The organism is Terriglobia bacterium, from assembly GCA_020072645.1.
Classification (GTDB): domain Bacteria; phylum Acidobacteriota; class Terriglobia; order Terriglobales; family Acidobacteriaceae; genus Angelobacter.
In genome coordinates, this window is sequence record JAIQGK010000002.1 from 279,140 (window position 1) to 298,638 (window position 19,499).

Sequence of the window (19,499 nt, forward strand, 5' to 3'; positions counted from 1 at the left end):
CCAGTGTGAACACCTGCTTATGGCCCTATCACCGTAGTACCAATGAATTTATTTCAGAGCAGCAAAAAAGCAGAGACCCTGTTTATTTCTTGACAAATCATTACTTCAGTTTCTGGTTGAACCATGCCGCCACGCGCTCAATCACGTCCCGCTGATGCGAGGGATCCACGAACATATGTCCTTCATGCTCATAGACAACCAGTTCTGTTTCCGTGCCAATTGTCTTGAGCGCATGCCAGAATTCATACGACTGTGGAGTCGGACATTCGCCGTCGCTATCGCCCACCAGAACCAGAGTCGGCGTTTTGGCATTTTTAATGAATGTGATAGGTGAGCTTTTGGCATAAACCTGAGGATCGTCATAAACGGTCGCGCCGAAAAACGGGACCATCCATTTATCGATCTGGTTTTCGCCATAGTAGCTCTGGAAATTAGCTAAACCTGCCCCAGCCACCGCGGCGGCAAAGCGATTGGTCTGCGTAACCGCCCACATGGTCATGTAACCACCATAGCTCCAGCCGGTGATGCCAAGGCGATGCTCGTCGATAGGCGCTTGCTTGATTGCCTGGTCAATGCCTGTCATGATGTCGCGAAAATCTCCATAGCCAAAATCCTTGACGTTGGCGCGCGTGAAAGCTTCACCCTGGCCAAAGCTGCCGCGTGGGTTAGGCATGAAAACGAAATAGCCGGTGGCCGAAAGCGCCACGCCAAAGCTGTGCGGGCCGGGCCACGCTGAATGCTGCATGGAACTGGGGCCGCCATGCACTTGCAGCACCATGGGGTATTTTTTTGTCGCGTCGTTTTTTGTTGAATCAAAATTGGCCGGATAAAGCAGCCAGCCTTGCAAATTGAAACCGTCATTCTGCCAATGGATGCTCTTCGCTTCTCCCCACGCGGGCTTAAGCGAAGCGTTACGCGAGGTGATCTGCTTCCATTCATTAATCACTCCGGCCCAGATTTCTGGAGGATGCGCCAGAGACTGCCGAATCACCGCCGCAGTTTTTCCGTCGGCGGCAAGAGAGACAGCCGTGCCCCAGCCATATGCATTGAGTTCGCCCGGTCCGCGAGTGAGGGTTGCAATATCACCAGAACTTGGTTCGACGGTGGCGACTCCGCTTTCGCCATCCACATCTTCACCGAAAAGAATCTTGCCGCCGCTAGTCCACGTAAGCCAACTGGCGGAAGCTTTCATGCCGGGCGTGATATTTTTAGCTGCACCGCCTTCAGCGGGAACGATAAAGATATCGCCACCAACAGCGGGCTCGTCACTCATAATGCCGGAGATGAAAGCGACCGTCTTGCCGTCCGGCGACCAGGCAGGCACTGCGATTTGCGAATCGATGGGCGGTGTGTAAATTGATTTCCTCTCTCCGCCAACGGCAGGGATGGTATAGATTTGCGCGACGTACCAGTTGTCGTCACCATTGCCGTGGGCCGCTGTGGTCACAAAGTTCTTGCCGTCCGGCGACCATGCATACTCGTACACATACATATCGGCGGGCGAGATCTGGCGCAGCTTGCCACCTGCCGCATCGACGAGTGTAAGACGCTGCTCAGTGACAGCTTCTTTAATCACTCCAGTCTGCGCTTTTTCCGCCACCAGAGGGCCAGCAGCACGCTCAGCGTTCTCAGTAAATAGGAATGCGAGGGTCTTGCCGTCAGGCGACCAGCCAGGCGAGGCGAGAAATCCTTTTACGTTGGTGAGCTTGCGCGGCGAGCCGGCGGCAGCGTTGGTAACATAGATCTGAGGCTGGTCGGGCTTGGCAGCGTCAGAGAGAAAAGCGATCTGCTTGCTGTCCGGCGACCATGCAACGGCGCTCTCGGATTGTCCACCGGCTGTAATGCGGCGTGGCGTACCGCCAGTCACTGCGGAAACAAAGATTGCCGATCCGTCTTTAGTGATCTCCACCCATGCGACTTGTTTGCCGTTGGGCGAGATGGCGGTCTGATCAAAATTTTTGCCGGCCCAGAGAGTGGCAATCACGTTGTCCATGGATGAAGAACTGGCCTTTGAGCGAGCGGAGGAAGCAGGCTGGGCAAGTACCGCAGGAGCCAGCAGCAGACAGGCAAAAATGATCGCCACTCTTGTTCTTACCACTTCAGGCATTCCAGGATCTCCAAGGATTGATTTGTTGCCAAATATACAGGCTGCACATGAGGGTAGCAAACGCGGAGCATAGACCGCATTTTTCGCGGAGCGCCACATTTAGAGGCCAGCGCCGCTTATGGTATTCTCCAGTTCATCATGCGACATACTTATCTTCTTATAGCAATTCTGGGCGTGTGCTTTGCAGCGGCTGGACAGGCCGCGAAACAGCAAAAGCCCAGACCGCCTGCGGCCGCCGCTACACCGGCAAAGCCCCAACAGCCATCCGATGAAGAACTGATGAAAAAGACAGCAGAGGCCACGATCGACTGGGACAAGAAGACGACACCAGGTGCAAAGGTGGATGTGCTATTGATCAAAAAAGATCAGGTAAATGACAGACCGGTCATGCAGTATCACGTGAAGGTAACTGGCGCGCCAAAGAACAAGTTTTACACGCTCATGAGTTGGCCTATTACCCTTGCCGCGCCTGTCATCATGGTAAACGGATTGGTGATCGCGGCGGATGGAACTGTTGGCTGCCCGCCTGATTCAACCAAGAGCTGCGCTCAAAGCATGAAGGGCGCGGAACTGAAGCTCACCTATACGCCGGGGATCGGTGAAATTTACCGGCATGCTTTGGTTTCCGAAGACCATACCACCAGGATTTTCTTTTCCATTGTCCCGGCGCCCATGGTGGAACATGACAAGGGGTGCAGCCTTGAGATCGTGCGCTTGAGCCCGCGATTTCAGTTAGCGCTGATTCGCGGCAAAGGCTTCACGCCTGGAGAGCAGATCAGCTTCCACACACAGTCTTACCAGGAAGCCCATGATTCGCAAACCAGGGTAAATCCGCAAGGAGAGTTCTGGGCAACACTCACGCCGTTTGTACAAGCCCGGACGATGGGTACAACGCAGGTGGTAGTGAAAAGCAAGAGCTGCGCCCCCACGCTCTCATTTGAATGGGGATCGGAATAAATGGTCGAGAGGAATCTTAGCGTCTGCGGCTTAAAGGCCGAGCGATGAAGTTTGCGATTTTGGGAGCGGGCGGCGTTGGCGGATATTACGGCGGCCTGCTGGCGAAAAACGGCCATGATGTGTGCGTTCTTGCGCGATCGTCCAACCTGGCTGCGCTACGGGAACGCGGTCTGGAAGTCCGGACGCCCGAAGGATCGTTCATTGTTCCAGTGCAGGCAAGCGATGACGTAAAAGATTTCAGCGCCGTGGACTGCGCATTGGTGGCCGTAAAGAATTATTCGCTGGCTGAGATTGCTCCGGCTGCGGCTTTTTTAGCCGGGCAAGGCGCACTGATTGTGCCACTGCTCAATGGCGTTGAAGTGGCGGACCGGTTGGTAGCCAACGGGGTTCCGCAAGCGCAGTTGGTGGGCGGACTCACTGCCATCAGCGTTGTGCGCACCGCGCCGGGCGTTTTTGAACGACGCAGCCCTTTCCAGCGCGTAGTGCTGGGAGAGTTGGGCCAACCACAGGCGGAACGCAAGCAGCGTATCGATGCCATCGCACGAGCTCTTCGCGACGCCGGGGTGGACGCAAGTGTTTCCCTGGACATCACCGCCGACCTATGGAGAAAGTTTGCCTTCATCGCGTCCATGGCCGCCGCTTGCGGGCTGTCACGCACCGCCATTGGCCCGCTTCGCGCAACAAAGCTCGGCCATTTACTGACCGAGCGCGCTGTGCGTGAAGTCATTAGCATCGCCCGCGCACGCAAGGTCGCGTTGGCGGATGATGAAGCAGAACGCACGATGAAGACCATCGATGGTCTGCCGGATGCCATGAAACCAAGCCTGCTGATCGACCTTGAAGCTGGCCGTCCTACGGAAATTGAAGACCTCAGCGGCGCGGTGTCGCGGCTCGGCAAGTCATGCGGCGTGGAAACTCCGGTGCATGACACGGCCGCGGCGGCGATCGGGGTATCCGCCAAAAGATGAAATGAGCTGTGTGAGCCGTCGCGCCTGCGCGGTCTCACTTTTTGCTCCTGCTGTCGTCTAAAACCTGCGGACTAAAAATTGGAAGACGCGCTCGTCATCTTTCCCGGAGGTTTATGACTCGTTTCTGGCGAACCGCTCTCGTACTACTCCTGATCGTCTTCAGTAACATACTTTTTGCGGCCGAACTACCTAAACCGCTGCTTCTTGTACTGAACAAGCCCCAGGGAAAACTCTTGCTGGTTGATCCAGCAGCAAAGAAAGTCATCGGTGAGGTAACAACAGGAAATGGGCCGCATGAGGTCACGGTTTCGGCGGATGGCAAGCTCGCGTTTGTCGCCAACTATGGCGACCAGATGCCGGGTGACAGCATTTCGGTCATCGACCTGGAAGCGAAGAAAGAATTGCGGCGGGTGAATCTAGGCGCATTGCGGCGTCCGCATGGGATTGTGGAGAGCAAGGGCAAGATTTATTTCACGGTAGAGATGAACAAAGCTATCGCCAGATACGACCCCGCGGCAGACCGCGTGGACTGGCTTATGGGCACCGGCCAGGACCTGACGCACATGCTGGTGATCAACAAAGAGCAGAACAGGATTTTCACCGCGAATATCTTTTCGGACTCGGTGGGCGTGATGGAACCCATGGGCCAGGGAGGCAATTGGCATTACACCGTGATCCCCGTGGGCAAGCGCCCGGAAGCGATTGATCTGTCTCCTGACGGCAAGGAAGTCTGGACCGCGCACTCCCAGGATGGCGGCGTAAGCGTGATTGATACGGAAACAAAAAAGGTTGTTGCTACGATTCCGGCGCTTACAAAGCATTCCAACCGGCTGAAGTTTACTCCTGATGGCAAGCTCGTGCTGATCTCTGATGCAGAGTCAAGCCAGGTGCTGGTGATGGACGTGAAAACTCGAAAGCTGGTGCAAAAGATCCAGGTAGGCGAGGCGCCGCTGGGAATCCAGATCGCTCCTGACGGCCAGCGCGCCTATGTGGCCTGCGCCCAGGCCGGACAAGTCGCAATCATCGATCTGGCTAAGCTAACGCCGATCGGCATGATTGATGTTGGGCCCGGGCCAGATGGGATGGCGTGGGTACCCTAATAAAATTGCCGGAACTGCCAATATTGCCAAAAATCGCCGGTACATGAGGAACAGCGCTGCAACTCTCCGCGTCTCCGCGGTGAGATTTTTTAGTGCCCAGCTTTCTCCAGATCCATTGCGGCTGAGTCAATGACATCTGCGTAATCCTGTAACGCCTTTCCGACCCGGACGATTTCTTTGTCCGCTTCCTGATAGCGCTTTTCTTCGATTCCTTCACGCACTCCGGGAAGGGTCTTAGCGCCGTATCCTGTATAGAAGCCCGGTGCATAGATCAGGTGCTTGAACCACGGACGGCGCGGCAGGCCGTCTGGGTTGGTGAGTTTGCGCTCTGCCTGAATCAATTTGGCATTAAGTTCCTGCAGTTGCTGCGAGCCGCTGGCATTGTTGAATGTCTTCAGCGCTTTGGCGTAACGTTGCGCGCTGTGATCCAAAGCATTCTGCGCGTTATCAAGCGGGGCAAAGTTCAGGTATGGTGGGACCTCTTCCTTGGGCGGCGCGACAGTCGGCCTGCGCGGGTCGGAAACGGCGCTGTAAACGCCATCGTCTATGTCCTGGTTGCGATCGTGGATTTGCTCCTGCTTGTCCTTGAGCAGCTTCTTGAGTTCGTCATTGTATTTGTGGATGGTGTCGGCAAAATCGGCAAAGTCGTAAGGCAGCACATCGGAGTCGGCAAAGCGCAGCACCATGGTGCCAACGGTCTGGGAAAGAGCGCGCCCATAGACAAAGTCCTTATCGGAAAAATGGGTAAACCAATAGAAATCGTCGTAGATTGAGTGATAAATACCGCCGTCATCCTCGCCGCCAAAACCAACGTTGAGTGAAGCAACGCCGAGATGGTCGAGAAAGGTGGTGTAGTCACTGCCGGAACCAAGCGCGGCGATACGCAGATCGGGGCGGGTGCGCGCGTCCTTGCGATCTTCCGGGCGTCCCATGGTGAGGCGCGCTGCCTGTTCGCGCTTCCACACGGAAATGTTCTTTTCCGGATCGGTAATGTCACGGGCCACGGTGTTGACGAATTTTTCCAGTGAGTGCGAACCTTCCACGCCAAGAAAGCCGCGGCCATTGCCATCAGTATTGATGTAAAGAGCGGCGTGTTGCTTGAGTTCGTCGCCGTGGTACTCAGCCCATTCTGTCGATCCCAGCAGCATGGGCTCCTCGCCATCCCACGCGCAATAGACGATGGTGCGTTTGGGCTTCCAGCCCTGCTTGAGCAGCGTACCCAGTGCGCGCGCCTCTTCCAGCAATGCGATCTGGCCAGAGATGGGATCTTCCGCGCCGTTCACCCAGCCGTCATGGTGGTTGCCGCGCACAATCCACTGATCAGGAGATTCCGAGCCTTGGATCTTGAAAACCACGTCATAGACCGGCTTGATGTCCCAGTTGAAAGCCACTTTCAGGTGGACCTTAGCCGGGCCGGGGCCTACGTGATAGGTGATAGGAAGCGCGCCGCGAAAACTCTCCGGAGCTACCGGGCCTTTGATCGCCGCGAGTAGCGGCTTGGCATCACCATAAGAAATTGGCAGCGTAGGAATCTTGGTGAGCGTGGTGATGTCTTTGAGTGCCAGGCGTTTTACGTCGCCCTTGGAACCGACGCCGGGCGTGGTGGGATCGCCGGGATAGATGGGCATGTCCATGACGCTGCCGCGCTGCACGCCATTCTCATTGCGCATGGGGCCGTCAGGAAAAACATCGTCCTGGAAGTAGCCATCATCGCGGGGATCGGAATAAATGATGCAGCCGATTGCGCCGTGCTCCGCAGCGATCTTGGGCTTGATGCCGCGCCATGAATTGCCATATCGGGCAATCACGATTGCGCCTTTTACGGAAACGCCGAGACGGTCGAGCTCCTCGTAATCCCGCTGCAGGCCATAGTTGACGTAAACCAGCTTGCCGGTCACATCGCCGTCTATGGAGTAAGCGTTATACGTGGGCAGTTGCTCGCTCTGCTGATTTGACGTGGGGTCGCCAGCTACGGGCGGCTCCTGCAACTTGGCGGTGTAGCGCGTCGGCTCCGTCAGTTCCAGTACGCGCTCTTTAGGCGTAGGAAAAAGCACATCGAATTGTTCAATCTGCGCGTCGAGTCCCCAGGACTTGAATTGCGAGAGGATCCATTCAGCATTCTGCTTGTCATAGGGCGAGCCCACGTGGTGGGGACGCGCACTAAGCTGCTGCATGTAGTCGCGAAGGTTTTTAGGGTCGGGGATGGCGCGAAACTTATTTTCCCAATCACGCTCTGTGTGCGACGTGGCAGAGGTGAAGCCGAAGAGAGCATCGTCATCAAAGTTAGCGGCGGAAAGAGGCAGCAGGGCGATCAGGCAGATAAGGGCGATGAACAGAACTCGGCGCATGCAGGAACTCCTATGAACAAGAACGGAATTGTATATCTTCGCAGCCATGACAAAAAGAATTTACCGCAGATTACGCAGATAAAGCCCTTATTGAAGAAGGATTCGTCTTCGAGGTTAGGAGCTTATTCCGATGTCAAACCCTTGAATAACCGGCTGCCCGATGGGAAACGGGCCAGTGACCGGCGTCACGGCAGGCAGGGTTACGGTGCGTGGATCATAGAAGCAGAGGATGAATCCTTTAGCCCCGCAGCCGGGACGGGAGGAATGCGATGAATCTCACAACAATCCACAAACAGCGGGCCATGATGCAACGCTCCAGCTTGATGAGCGAACGCCCGCACGAGCGCATTGGTCTCTGGTATCTTCTGATTGCGATTACGTTGTTGCTGCTCTTCTCGGAAACGGGCAGGCCACAGGAGCCAGGCAAAGCGCAGCCGCAAACGAGCTCCACGGCCGTTGTTCCGGTCACCGTGACCGTGTCAGTAGAAACGAAGCATGGGAAGGATTTTCCCGTGATTTACCGCGAGGATGTGCGGGTCTTTCAGGGAAAGGAACGGTTGAAAGTCACGCAGTGGGTCCCAGCGGAAAAAGACGGAGCCGGGCTGGAGTTGATGGTGGTGGTGGACGACGCCTGCGATACCCATGAGGTCGGGCAGCAGCTCAGGGACCTGCGCAAGTTCATTCTGGCGCAGCCGCCAGAAATGGCCATCGGCGTGGGCTACATGAGCAACAGCAATGTGCGCATCCTGCAAAACCCGACGAAAGACCATGCGCGCGCAGCCAAATCCGTGCGGCTGCCCATGGGCCGGACCGCCGCGTATTCCAGCCCCTACCTGGCGATTACCGACCTGATCAAAGGCTGGCCGGACATTGGCGACCGCCGCGTTATTTTCATGGTGTCGCCGGGAATTGACGGCATGGAATCCGGCCCCACCAATCCTTATCTGGACAGTGCCGTGGAACGCGCGCAAAGGGCCAAAGTCTCCGTCTCTTCCATTTACTGTTCCGGCGCAGTCTTCAGCAATGGCATGCTGGACTTTGGCCAGAGCAATCTTCTGAAGATGGCGGACAGGACGGGCGGCGAGGCCTATTTTCAGGGATCGCACACGCCCTTGTCTTTCACCCCATATTTGCGGAAGTTCAGCGACCGTCTGGGACACCAGTACAAGCTGACGTTCCTGGCTTTTGCCGAAGAAAAGGACACGACACAGCATATACGGATTGAAACCGAGGTCCCCGGCGTGGAGCTGGAAGGGCCAGCTCGGGTGAGAATACCGGGCGTCAAGCGGGAAGATAGCGGCGATTAGAAACGAAGCCTACCACGGATTGACGCGGATTGACGCGGATCAAGATCGGGTGGTCTTGACTTGCAATGAGCCGATCCGAGGCTTCGTCGGCAGAGTGTGCGGTGGGGCTGCAGCAGGAGAAGTAACGGGCGTATGCAGAAGCTCCTAAGCGGTTTCGGGGATGGCAAGGGAAACAATTCCAAATTAACAAGCGTAAGCCTTAGAAGGCCAATGATTTATTTGGACATCCATGTACGCATCAGGATGGGTCACGCCAAATCTGCCACCACCGCCGATTTTGCGAGGTATTAGATTGTGGCAAATGATCATCCTTTGTTTCTTCAGGCGTAGCGACAGACGATTCATCGTCTGACAACGGACGGCTGGACGCCAATGGTGAATACCCATTTTTCTTGAGTTGCTCGACCGCGAACTCAACAAATCTCTGCGATTGCCCTTGCTTTTCCGGTTGTTACTCCTTTCTATACTGCGACGATCCATGCATCGCTTAATGTGCGCTGAAAGAGCACCGACATCGTGCGCTGAGGGATTTTGGCCCGTCAGTGCAATAAGATCAGCTGGTTGATAGTCTGTTGCTTTTAGCTTTTGGCACACATACAACAACGCAATATGAAACTTAAACGGTCTAAATCGTTTCCGCTTCCGCAGGAGTACATCGAGGGTCTTTGAGATCTCAACACACACGAGGTACACTCGCAAGTCCCACCCCTACATTGAAAATCTTTTGATACTCCAGATCTTCCCGCATCCAACGTGTTTTCTGTTTCAAAGCTGCGGCTGGGTCTCTCCACACTAGAGCTCGGACAGCCGACCCAACATACGAAATTGAAACGATTTTATCAGCTGGACACCTTGATTTTTGTAGTGATTTTTTCTCCTGTCGTAGTACCAGCCTTTGTCACCAAGAAAATGCTCGATATTCCTTTGAAGCGTGTCCGTAGCGCGTAACGACGCTATCTCGACGCCATTTTGATAATTCGTAGTTTGATAATTTTGTCGCGAATTTCTTCGTCTTGCATAATGATTATCTTTATCAAAATCGCGCGTTGGTCGGTATCTATGCGGCTTTCTATGAAATATTTATGAATTGTTTCGGTCGGCTGTAGACCGTTAACTCTGCACATTTTCAAGATGAAGCTCTTTGCCTGTAATCAACGCAGTTGAAGCAAGCAATGTAATACCATTATTTAGCCATCAAAAATCTGGTGCTGCTTGACGCTGCTGAAGGGTTGCCATAATGTCGCGATTTACCTGTACATCGCCAAGATAGTCGCGCACATTGGCTTCGAACAAATAACGACGGAGGCGTTTATCGTCGTCTGTAATAAACTTAAAATAAGAATCCAATGGGCTCAGGATTACATAGTTTGTCTTGTCCCTCGAAATGTTGTTCTCGACGAAACCCAACCTTAAGGAATAAGTACGCTCGCGCCTCGCCATCTTCAGCAATTCGGCCGCGCCTGAGAACTCAAACTTACCCGTACGTTGCTGAACATTCCGCTCACTTGTTGCTCAAGTTGTTTCGCTCGCGATGTTATGTTGGGGTTTATTCGGGTTGTATCACCACGACTGGCATAATTTACACGAATGTGAAGTGTGGGGCTTTTCGAAGCCGACCCGATGTAAGTAGATTTGAATAATTCGCGCGCCGTCTTATTATAATTGCATCAGCAAAGGGATAAGTGAGTTCGGCGCCTTCTTTGCGCAAGTCGAGGACATCCGGCAAAGAGCTAATCAGGTTGTTAATCGGCACCTGTTTGAATTGCTCTCCGTGTTTAGCCGTGATGATTGCTAATTCAAGATGAGGGGACCTACGAATCGACCCGAATTCGGGATCCTCTGTTACAACTTTACCATCCAGAAGCAAGTAAAACCCGTCAATGCCACCGTCATCTCCGCTGTCGGTCCAGCCGTTGTCCAAGTCCTCATAGGACAACTCAGCATCCTTGAGTATCTGGTCAATCGTGAATAACTCGAAGTACTCCGAGGGTTCGTGCTCAGCTCCATATCAGCTGGAATTTTTAGCGATTAAGCTATCTAAAAGAACGACGTCGTTGATTGACATCTGTCCTTGTCTACCCGCCCAATATCTTTAGCTGCCATTTAGACGATCAAGTATTGCGGTAACAATTTTAAAGCTTATCTACCGTTAGAAAAAGAACTTATCTTTGATTCTCAGATGCGCGAATAATCCGGACGCGAGTCCGTGATGGCTTTTTTGATGTCGGAGCGACTCAGTTTTTCATCGATCGCGCGCTGGAAGAGAGCGGGCAGTTCCGCGTCCGAGGCAAAGCGCAGCCCCACGATCTGCGAATCCGAGAGTTCTGCGATACGCGAGCGTAAAGGCTCGGGCAGGATGGCGGCCAGGCGAATACGCTCTTCCATGCGAATCACACGGTCCTGAAGGTGCGTGGCCCAGTTGCGCAAGCGCGCGGCAAGTACAAATAAGGCCAGCGAGACAAGCAGCAGCCATACACCGCCGATTCCGGGATGACCCAACAGAAGAAAGCCAACAACGAAAATGTTGATCAGCAGCACCGGCAGAACAAAAAAATGAAAAGCCGGATCGAACTTGGCATGGCTGGCATACGATTGCGGTTTATTGGACATGGGTCTCCTATAGCAATATGAAGTGTACCGGAGTAGATGGATGCGCGCGGGGAAGCGATGCAGAAAAGAGAGAGTCAATGATCCGGCTTTGTCGAGGCGAACAAATTACGATATTATAATCTGCGCAAAAATGGATCCCAGGAATGATTGTTAGAGGCGTCCGCGTTTCTAACATCCAGACGATATGGAGGTAGGAACAACCAGACCGATGGGGCAATATACCCTTTGTTTGCAATGCGGATGAACACGAATGGGGAGGCAATGGGGAGGAATTAGATAAACACTTTGTTTGCAACACCGGCTCGTGGGGACCAGTGGGGAGGAAACGTGTAAGTCCTTTAGAAATGGGGATCGAGGGAGGGGTAGGGGTATCCTTACAAAGCGGTTCAGCCATGTCCAGCAGAGGAAAGGTCCAGCAGCGAGGGAAAGCAGCGTGACCAAATATATCGGCGCCATTGATCAGGGGACCACGAGCACGCGATTTATTGTGTTTGACGCCGCAGGGAAGGTTGTGGCCTGTGCGCAGAAAGAGCACCGCCAGATTTTTCCGCAGCCGGGATGGGTGGAGCACGACGCGGAAGAGATCTGGGCGCGGACGCAGGAAGTGATGGCCGACGCGATGGCGGAGGCACGGCTGAAGGCCAAGGACCTGGCGGCGATAGGGATCACGAACCAGCGCGAAACAACGGTGCTATGGAACAAAAAGACAGGCAAGCCGCTGCACAACGCAATTGTGTGGCAGGACACACGCGTGGCCGACGCAGTGAGCAGGTTTGCCAAAGAGCCGGGCGATGAGTTTTTTCGCGGCCGCACAGGATTGCCAGTCTCAACATACTTTAGCGCGCTCAAACTGCGCTGGCTGCTGGAAAATATTCCCGGAGCACGACGCAAAGCCGAAGCCGGCGAGTTGTTGTTCGGCACTATTGATTCATTTCTATTGTGGAAGCTGACAGGGCCAGGGAAAAACCGCCTGCACGCAACGGACGTGACCAACGCAAGCCGCACGCAGTTGATGAACCTGAAAACATTGGAATGGGACAACAAGCTGCTGCGGACATTTTCCATTCCGCGGCAGGTGCTGCCGGAGATCCGATCCAGCAGTGAAATTTACGGCCACATTGCGCGAGGGCCATTGAAAGGCGTGGCGATCGCCGGAATTCTGGGCGACCAGCAAGCCGCGCTGGTGGGGCAAACGTGCTTCAAGAGCGGTGAAGCCAAGAACACTTATGGCACGGGCTGCTTTCTGCTGATGAATACCGGCATGAAGCCGACCGAATCGAAACACGGGCTGCTGACGACCGTCGCTTATAAGTTAGGTGAGCAGCCGGCGCACTACGCGCTGGAAGGCAGCGTTGCCATTGGCGGAGCACTGGTGCAGTGGCTGCGCGATAACCTGGGCCTGATCAAGACAAGCGCAGAAGTAGAAAAACTGGCGTTGACGGTGGAAGACAATGGCGGCGTGTACATGGTCCCGGCATTTTCCGGGCTATATGCGCCTTATTGGAAAGAGCATGCGCGCGGCGTGATTGTGGGCCTGACGCGGTTTGCCAACAAGGGACACATGGCGCGGGCGGTGCTGGAAGCGGTGGCATTCCAGACGCGCGAAGTGGTGGAAGCGATGGAGCAGGATTCCGGCATACGGCTGGAAGAGTTGCGCGTGGATGGCGGAATGGTAGCCAACGATTTGCTGATGCAGTTTCAAGCCGACATACTGGAGCGGCCTGTGGTGTTGCCATCGACAAAAGAGACCACAAGCCTGGGCGCGGCGTATGCGGCAGGACTGGCTGTGGGATTTTTCAGCAGCGTGGAAGAGCTATGCAGCCATTGGTCGGCGGAGAAGATATGGAAACCGGCGATGGAGCCATCACACCGGGAAAGAATGTATCGGCACTGGAGGAAGGCGGTGACCAAAACGTTTGACTGGGTGGAAGCATAATAACGACCGGCCTTCCTATCGCTTTAATACAGCAGGAAGAAGAACGAAGGAACATTCTGGCTGTTTATGGTGTCACTTAGTGCGATGAATGCCTGTGGCCATTAACAGATTTGCGGAGATCCCCATGACGAGTTGCTGCCTGATTCTTTTCGCGTTGTTATTCCCGGCACAGGGCCCTTTAGCAACTGTTTCCGGCCAGATACTGGACCGCGAAGGCAATCCGATGGTGGGCGCGCTGGTGACGTATACACAGATCGGCATAGTCGACAGAAATTACAAGGCGGGCGGCGCCACGCGGTCTGAGTCGCCCACGATGGTTGAAGGAAAAGGCCGCATCTACAAAATCAAGACTGACAAAAAGGGCGCTTTTGTCATGATCGGAATGGATTATGGGGTTTATCAGGTTGAAATCACGGGCCCGGATGGCAGCAATGTTTATTACGGAAAGAAAACGATTCTCGGCAACGATGAACCGAGCGCCCAAAATGTCCTGAATGTAGATTTGTCGTCGATTGAAGGTCCGGTGGTTCCGGGCGGCGGCATCAATCTTACAGCGGGCAAAAAAACTAAAGAGCAACTGGCGTTGATCCGGCAGGAAAATGCGCATGCGGCAAAGATCAACAAGCTGATGGTGCAGTACCACATAGCGGTGGGAATAGAAGACTGGCTTAACGCAATCAGCCTGGTGAAGCAATTGATCGCGCTGGACCCGAATCGCTGGGAGTTCTACCAGAACCTGGGAACGCTTCAATCCAACCAGATGCAATATGCGGAAGCGGCGCAGAGCTTTGCCAAAGGAGTGGAGGTGGCGCAAAAGACGTTGGCAAATCCAGCGGACTCTGATCGTGCGCTGACGAATATTGGCGACATGCTGCTGGCGGAAGCCGATTGTTACGATCGCATGGAGAAAGTGGATGAAGCGGTGGTGCTTTATGAGAAGGCGGCTGCGACGTATCCGCATCCGTTCATGGCGAAATATCGGGCATGCAATGCGCTGACGAACGCCGGCAAATATGAGGCCGCGATAGAGAAATGCAACAACGCCAGCGCTGAAGATCCGACGCAGTGGGGGCCTTACCAGGTGCTGGGAGGTATTTATACGTCGCTCAATAAGCCGCAGGATGCGCTTGAGTCCTACCAAAAAGGAGTGGCCGCGGCGCAGAAAATGCTGGCTGGACAACCCGATCCACGCACCAAGATCGGTCTGGGGCAGATGCTGAATGCTGAAGGCCACCTGCTGGTGCAGCTTAAGAAATATGACGAAGCGATTGGAATTTTCTCCCAGGCGGCGGAGTCAGCCGCGTATCCGGCGATGCCCTACTTCAACCTGTGCGCCACATATTACAACCTGAAGCGCAGCCAGGATGCAGTAGCGGCCTGCGATCACGCCATAGCTTCTGATCCCACTCTGGCGGACGCGTATTACATCAAGGGCTCAATCCTGTTTGGGCAAGGGCAACTGGAACGCGGGAAATATGCTGTCCCGCCGGGAACAACGGAAGCGCTGAACAAATATCTGGAATACGCGCCGTATGGAGATCACGCCATGACGGTGAAAGACATGATCAACCAGCTTGGCAAGGACATGGGAACTGTGTACCGGGCGCCAAAGAAGAAGTAAGCAGAGCAGCACGAATCGAGCAGCCTGGAAAAGTTCTTCGCTAACACGAGTAACGATCTGGCCACCCAGCTTTGAGAGATCGAATCCAAAACATGGTCACTTCAAATGCACGGAGGTAAGTCCTATGAAAGCAGCATTTCTCATTGGCCGTCTGGTGTTTGGCGGATTCTTTCTCTATAACGGCATCAATCATCTGAAACAGCGCAAGCAACTGGGGCAATATGCAGAATCAAAGAATGTGCCCATGGCTGAAGCGACCGTGGCGGCCACGGGTGTAGTTTTGATTGCCGGCGGCACCAGTATATTGCTGGGCGTAAAGCCCAAGCTAGGCACAGCCGCGATTGCTGGTTTCCTTGCGGGCGTTTCTCCTGTGATGCACAACTTCTGGAGCGTGCAGGAGCCGCAGCAGCGCATGAATGAGATGATCAACTTCAGCAAGAACATGGCCCTCCTGGGCAGCGCGCTGGCGCTCATGGGTGTGGATGAGCCGTGGCCCATAAGTGTTCCCATTAGCCAGGAAGAGATCGCAGCACGCGGCTATGAAGACCTGATTGCCGCATAGAAAGACACCATGCGCAGAAGGGAGTTTCTAAGAAGCCTGGCCCTGGCAGGAATCGCAACGCGGGGCGCGCGAAGTCTGGCCAGCAGCTTAGCCGGCGGCGCGCAATCGAGTGCAGGCGGGAATAAGGAAGGAGGCTCGATGATCTATCGCACACTGGGGCGGACCGGCGAGCGCGTTTCCGCCATTGGCATGGGCGGATTTCACATCGGGCAGCCCAAGCTTACAGACGATGACAGCATCAAGCTGATTCGCGCCGCGATCGACGGCGGAATCAACTTTATGGACAACTCATGGGACTACAACAAAGGGCAAAGCGAAGTCCGCATGGGGAAGGCGCTGAAGGACGGCTACCGGCAAAAAGTTTTTCTGATGACGAAGCTCGATGGCCGCACCAAAGAAGAAGCGACCAAACAAATCAATGAATCGCTGCAGCGCTTGCAGACCGATCACCTCGACCTGATCCAGCACCATGAGATTATCCGCTTTGACGATCCGGACAGAATCTTCGCGGAAAACGGCGCGCAGGAAGCCGTGCTGGAAGCGAAGAAGGCGGGCAAGGTGCGCTACATCGGATTTACCGGACACAAAGACCCGCACATCCATCTCTACATGCTGGAAGTGGCGGCGAAACGCAATTTCAATTTTGATACCGTGCAGATGCCGCTGAACGTGATGGACGCGCACTTCCGCAGCTTTGGCAAACTGGTGCTGCCCAAGCTGGTGGAGCAGAAGATTGGCGTGCTTGGGATGAAATCCATGGGCGACCAGATCATCTTGAAGAGCGGCTTGGTCAAACCTATAGAGTGCCTGCACTATGCGCTGAACCTGCCGACTTCAGTGGTGATTACGGGAATCGACAGCCAGGAAATTTTGCAGCAGGCCTTTGAAGCAGCCAAAACATTTAAGCCCTTGAGCAAAGAAGAAGTCGCGGCGCTTTTGGCCAGGACGCAAAAAGTTGCGGCGCAAGGCGAATATGAACTGTTTAAGACTTCAGCACACTTCGACTCGACGGCGCACCATCCAGAGTGGCTGGGCGGACAGTCGCCACATGTGGATAAGCTTGCTGGACCGCCGAGCTAACCGTAGGAGTTATGGTTCCGAATTGATTGAGACAAACTCAGTTTTTACGTTACCATTGGGACTGATGGTGTGCATGGCAAAACCGAGTGGACTGCTCCATGGCAGAAGCCGACTGGTACTGGGCGCAACGTGCCAAACAATGCCGTCACGCTCAAAAATGTTTCCCACATGCCAGTGGCCCACGAGCATATGCCTCACGCCCATCCGGTGGAGCAGATTTAGTTCTCGCGAGCGATAAGGCTCATTTATTACCCAATAAGGCTTAGGATCGGGAGGCATATTGTCACCACGTTCGGCCGGGATGTGCTGGATGCCAATGACGATTCCGCCACGCCTGTCATCGTTGTCATCATCCTGGAAGCGCTGCGGCTCGCGACCGTGCCCAAAGCTCCACCAGTGACGGCGCCGATTATCGGCAGTGCGGCTCCCCGGCTGCTCGCCGAGCCAGGCAAGCATTTTCTCGCCTTCAGCCTGGGTCGCTACCGGCAGCGGCTGCGGCGACTGCGCGTCGAAGTTGTCGAAATTGCCGAGGAGTTGGGAATCAATCACCACGAACGTCACGCCCTTCACCTGAAAGCGATAGTAGTCGGGGCCAAAAACCTCGCGATAGCGCGCGACGTCATTGGTATGAACGTCATGGTTGCCCGGCGCGTAGTACACAGGCGCATGCAGCCACTTCAGGATGCCCCGGGCGAGCAGCCACTGGTCATAGTTTTCGCCGATATCGCCGCTGACGATGACTGCGTCGGGATGGCGGGCATTTACCATGTCCACGGCGCGCCGAAGATTGTCAAACGCATGCGGGGAGTGGACCTCACCCAAGTGTGTGTCACTGATTTGGGCAATCACAACCTGCCCATTTGCGCGCACGGCGAAGACGAGCAGAAAGATGAAAATGAAATTGAGAAGCGCAACTTTCGTGCGCCAAAGCATTCCGCGCATAAATTTCTTCCTAAGCTGAATCTTAATAAGAAGGCGTTTTGGCGTGGGGAGTTGTCAGCAGAACAGGCGTGTGAGTAAGCTGGATCTTGTAAATGGAACTTTTTCAACACAGAGCAATCAAATACTTATGAATAATTTACAAACTGTAGTCCTGGGCGGCGGATGTTTCTGGTGCCTGGAAGCGGTGTTTGACCGCATGGAAGGCGTCACGTCAGTTGAATCTGGTTATATGGGCGGCCACGTGGACAAGCCGACCTACCGGCAGGTCTGCAACGGCGATACCGGCCACGTTGAGGTAGTGCGCGTTACATTCGATCCGGCAGTGGTCACCTTCCGAGAAATTCTGGACGTGTTTTTCTCCATCCATGATCCCACCACGCTCAACCGCCAGGGCAATGACATGGGCACGCAATATCGCTCAGCCATTTTTTATTCGACCGAAGAGCAGTATCGCGAGTCGAAAAAAGTGATCGACGAATTGAATGCTGCGAAGCACTGGCCAAATCCGATCGTGACGTCACTAGAGCCGGCGGCAAAATTCTTTGTGGCTGAGGATTATCACCAGGAATATTTCGCCAACAACGGGAACCAACCGTATTGCCAGTTTGTGGTAGCGCCCAAGGTGAAAAAGTTCGAGCAGAAATTTGCGCAAAAAGTTAAGGCCTGAGCGCAACATTTTCCGTCCTCCGGTGTTGCGCTAAGCTATTTGTTTTTATAGGTATGGCAGCCCTCCTTCGGAGGGATGGATGCATCTCAAAATCGGTAGAAGGAATTTACCGACGCGAGGAGACCTTATGAAACGCTTACTAACATTGTTGTTTGCATTTGTGATCACTGCTTCCTTAAGCATGCTGGCGCAGGAACCTGCCGCCAATCCAGGAGGCGCTGACAAGAAGACCACCAAAGCCGAAAAGTCAGAAGCCAAGGCCGCGGAAAAAGGCAAGACCATGAGCCTGACCGGCTGGGTGAAAGACCAGGACGGAAAAACCATGTTTATCAACGACAAAGATAAACAGGCCTGGAACATTGAGAACATGGATGCGGTGAAAGGCCATGAAGGCCATCACGTAAAGGTCAAAGCCAAGCTGAATGAGGCCGACCACTCCATGAACGTGGAAAAACTCACCATGATGCGCAAGGCCAAGCAGACTGCTGAAGAAAAGCAGAAGGAAGAAAAGAAATAGCGGCGAGTAACAATCGCCAAGGAGCTACGGGCGGAGCCAAGCGGCTCTGCCCTATTTTTTTGCTATATGCTTTAAGAGTGCGCACTTCCCTGCCAAAGGCCGATCAGAAACTAGTCCAGATTGTGGACGCTGCGCTGGCTGAAACGGCGCGCAAGAGCGTCGACTGGCTGGTGTGCCGCAAAGGATGCACGCAATGCTGCTACGGTCCATTCGCCATCAGCCAGCTGGATGCCTTGCGACTGCAAAAAGGCTTGGACGAACTGAAGTCGAGCGATCCGAAGCGCGCCGCACGAGTACGCCAACGCGCGCGGCAAGCAGTGAAGCGCTTGTCGGCTACTTTCCCTGGCGATCCCAAGACTGGTATTCTGCGCGAAGAGGAAGATTCCGAAGCCGCGTTCGCCGAGTTCGCTAATGACGAGCCTTGTCCCGCGCTTGATCCTGAAACGGGTGCCTGTGACTTATATGAGTGGCGTCCGATGACGTGCCGCACGTTTGGTCCGCCAGTGCGGTCAGGCGAAGAAGACAGCCTAGCTGTCTGTGAACTCTGTTATCAGGGCGCAACCGACCAACTGATTGCCGAGTGCGAGATGATTCCTGATCCCAACAATCTGGAAGAAAAGTTGATTCCGGAAGCGGAGAAGAAAACCGGGAAGCGCGGGAGCACAATTGTGGCATGGTGCCTGACAGGAGCAATTAGCAAATAGCACTTGGCAATTAGCCAAACCTGTATACCGCAAAGAAACACAAAGGGAAAGTCATGACCGCAGAGAACGCAGG

17 protein-coding genes are annotated in these 19,499 nt (G+C 54.4%); 11 read left to right on the forward strand and 6 right to left on the reverse strand.

Annotated features, from left to right (window positions below):
- Positions 1 to 100: 100 nt before the first annotated feature.
- Complete coding sequence (locus LAO76_03300; GenBank protein ID MBZ5489941.1) at positions 101 to 2,107, reverse strand: S9 family peptidase; 2,007 nt, start codon at positions 2,105 to 2,107, stop codon at positions 101 to 103.
- Positions 2,108 to 2,245: 138 nt separating this feature from the next.
- On the opposite strand from LAO76_03300, the gene LAO76_03305 reads away from it, so the two are divergent.
- From LAO76_03305 to LAO76_03315, 3 genes are all read left to right on the forward strand, one after another.
- A complete protein-coding gene (locus LAO76_03305) occupies positions 2,246 to 3,064 on the forward strand; it encodes a hypothetical protein (GenBank protein MBZ5489942.1) in 819 nt (272 codons plus the stop codon).
- Between the two features lie 44 nt (positions 3,065 to 3,108).
- The gene (locus LAO76_03310) at positions 3,109 to 4,032 is read left to right on the forward strand and encodes a ketopantoate reductase family protein (protein MBZ5489943.1); all 924 of its coding nucleotides are present in this window, start codon (positions 3,109 to 3,111) and stop codon (positions 4,030 to 4,032) included.
- A 113-nt stretch (positions 4,033 to 4,145) separates the two neighbouring features.
- Positions 4,146 to 5,132 carry a beta-propeller fold lactonase family protein gene (locus tag LAO76_03315; GenBank protein MBZ5489944.1) on the forward strand — a complete coding sequence of 329 codons (987 nt, stop codon included), beginning with the start codon at positions 4,146 to 4,148 and terminating at the stop codon, positions 5,130 to 5,132.
- An 89-nt stretch (positions 5,133 to 5,221) separates the two neighbouring features.
- Here the strand turns inward: LAO76_03315 and LAO76_03320 are convergent, their stop codons facing one another.
- The gene (locus LAO76_03320; GenBank protein MBZ5489945.1) at positions 5,222 to 7,480 is read right to left on the reverse strand and encodes a M28 family peptidase; all 2,259 of its coding nucleotides are present in this window, start codon (positions 7,478 to 7,480) and stop codon (positions 5,222 to 5,224) included.
- Positions 7,481 to 7,749: 269 nt separating this feature from the next.
- On the opposite strand from LAO76_03320, the gene LAO76_03325 reads away from it, so the two are divergent.
- A complete protein-coding gene (locus tag LAO76_03325; protein ID MBZ5489946.1) occupies positions 7,750 to 8,787 on the forward strand; it encodes a hypothetical protein in 1,038 nt (345 codons plus the stop codon).
- Between the two features lie 792 nt (positions 8,788 to 9,579).
- Here the strand turns inward: LAO76_03325 and LAO76_03330 are convergent.
- The 3 genes from LAO76_03330 to LAO76_03340 form a co-directional block, all read right to left on the reverse strand.
- Positions 9,580 to 9,867: an AIPR family protein gene (locus tag LAO76_03330; GenBank protein MBZ5489947.1), complete on the reverse strand. Its 288-nt coding sequence runs from the start codon at positions 9,865 to 9,867 to the stop codon at positions 9,580 to 9,582.
- A gap of 499 nt (positions 9,868 to 10,366) precedes the next feature.
- The gene (locus LAO76_03335) at positions 10,367 to 10,723 is read right to left on the reverse strand and encodes a hypothetical protein (protein MBZ5489948.1); all 357 of its coding nucleotides are present in this window, start codon (positions 10,721 to 10,723) and stop codon (positions 10,367 to 10,369) included.
- A gap of 239 nt (positions 10,724 to 10,962) precedes the next feature.
- Positions 10,963 to 11,397, reverse strand: a complete 435-nt coding sequence (locus tag LAO76_03340) for a DUF6526 family protein (GenBank protein ID MBZ5489949.1) — start codon at positions 11,395 to 11,397, stop codon at positions 10,963 to 10,965.
- A gap of 433 nt (positions 11,398 to 11,830) precedes the next feature.
- On the opposite strand from LAO76_03340, the gene glpK reads away from it, so the two are divergent.
- From glpK to LAO76_03360, 4 genes are all read left to right on the forward strand, one after another.
- The gene (gene glpK, locus LAO76_03345) at positions 11,831 to 13,333 is read left to right on the forward strand and encodes a glycerol kinase GlpK (protein MBZ5489950.1); all 1,503 of its coding nucleotides are present in this window, start codon (positions 11,831 to 11,833) and stop codon (positions 13,331 to 13,333) included.
- Positions 13,334 to 13,457: 124 nt separating this feature from the next.
- Entirely contained in the window at positions 13,458 to 14,954 is a 1,497-nt protein-coding gene (locus tag LAO76_03350; GenBank protein MBZ5489951.1) for a tetratricopeptide repeat protein, read from the forward strand.
- Between the two features lie 124 nt (positions 14,955 to 15,078).
- A complete protein-coding gene (locus LAO76_03355) occupies positions 15,079 to 15,516 on the forward strand; it encodes a DoxX family protein (GenBank protein MBZ5489952.1) in 438 nt (145 codons plus the stop codon).
- A gap of 9 nt (positions 15,517 to 15,525) precedes the next feature.
- Positions 15,526 to 16,596: an aldo/keto reductase gene (locus tag LAO76_03360; GenBank protein MBZ5489953.1), complete on the forward strand. Its 1,071-nt coding sequence runs from the start codon at positions 15,526 to 15,528 to the stop codon at positions 16,594 to 16,596.
- A gap of 9 nt (positions 16,597 to 16,605) precedes the next feature.
- On the opposite strand, the gene LAO76_03365 is transcribed toward LAO76_03360, so the two are convergent.
- A complete protein-coding gene (locus tag LAO76_03365; protein MBZ5489954.1) occupies positions 16,606 to 17,538 on the reverse strand; it encodes a metallophosphoesterase in 933 nt (310 codons plus the stop codon).
- Positions 17,539 to 17,665: 127 nt separating this feature from the next.
- Here LAO76_03365 and msrA point away from each other — a divergent pair, with 127 nt between their 5' ends.
- The 3 genes from msrA to LAO76_03380 all read left to right on the forward strand — a co-directional run bounded on the left by msrA (position 17,666) and on the right by LAO76_03380 (position 19,426).
- Positions 17,666 to 18,205, forward strand: coding sequence for a peptide-methionine (S)-S-oxide reductase MsrA (gene msrA, locus LAO76_03370; protein MBZ5489955.1), 540 nt, complete (start codon positions 17,666 to 17,668; stop codon positions 18,203 to 18,205).
- 127 nt (positions 18,206 to 18,332) lie between these two features.
- Positions 18,333 to 18,722, forward strand: a complete 390-nt coding sequence (locus tag LAO76_03375; GenBank protein MBZ5489956.1) for a hypothetical protein — start codon at positions 18,333 to 18,335, stop codon at positions 18,720 to 18,722.
- 89 nt (positions 18,723 to 18,811) lie between these two features.
- Complete coding sequence (locus tag LAO76_03380) at positions 18,812 to 19,426, forward strand: YkgJ family cysteine cluster protein (protein MBZ5489957.1); 615 nt, start codon at positions 18,812 to 18,814, stop codon at positions 19,424 to 19,426.
- The last annotated feature ends 73 nt before the right edge of the window (positions 19,427 to 19,499 follow it).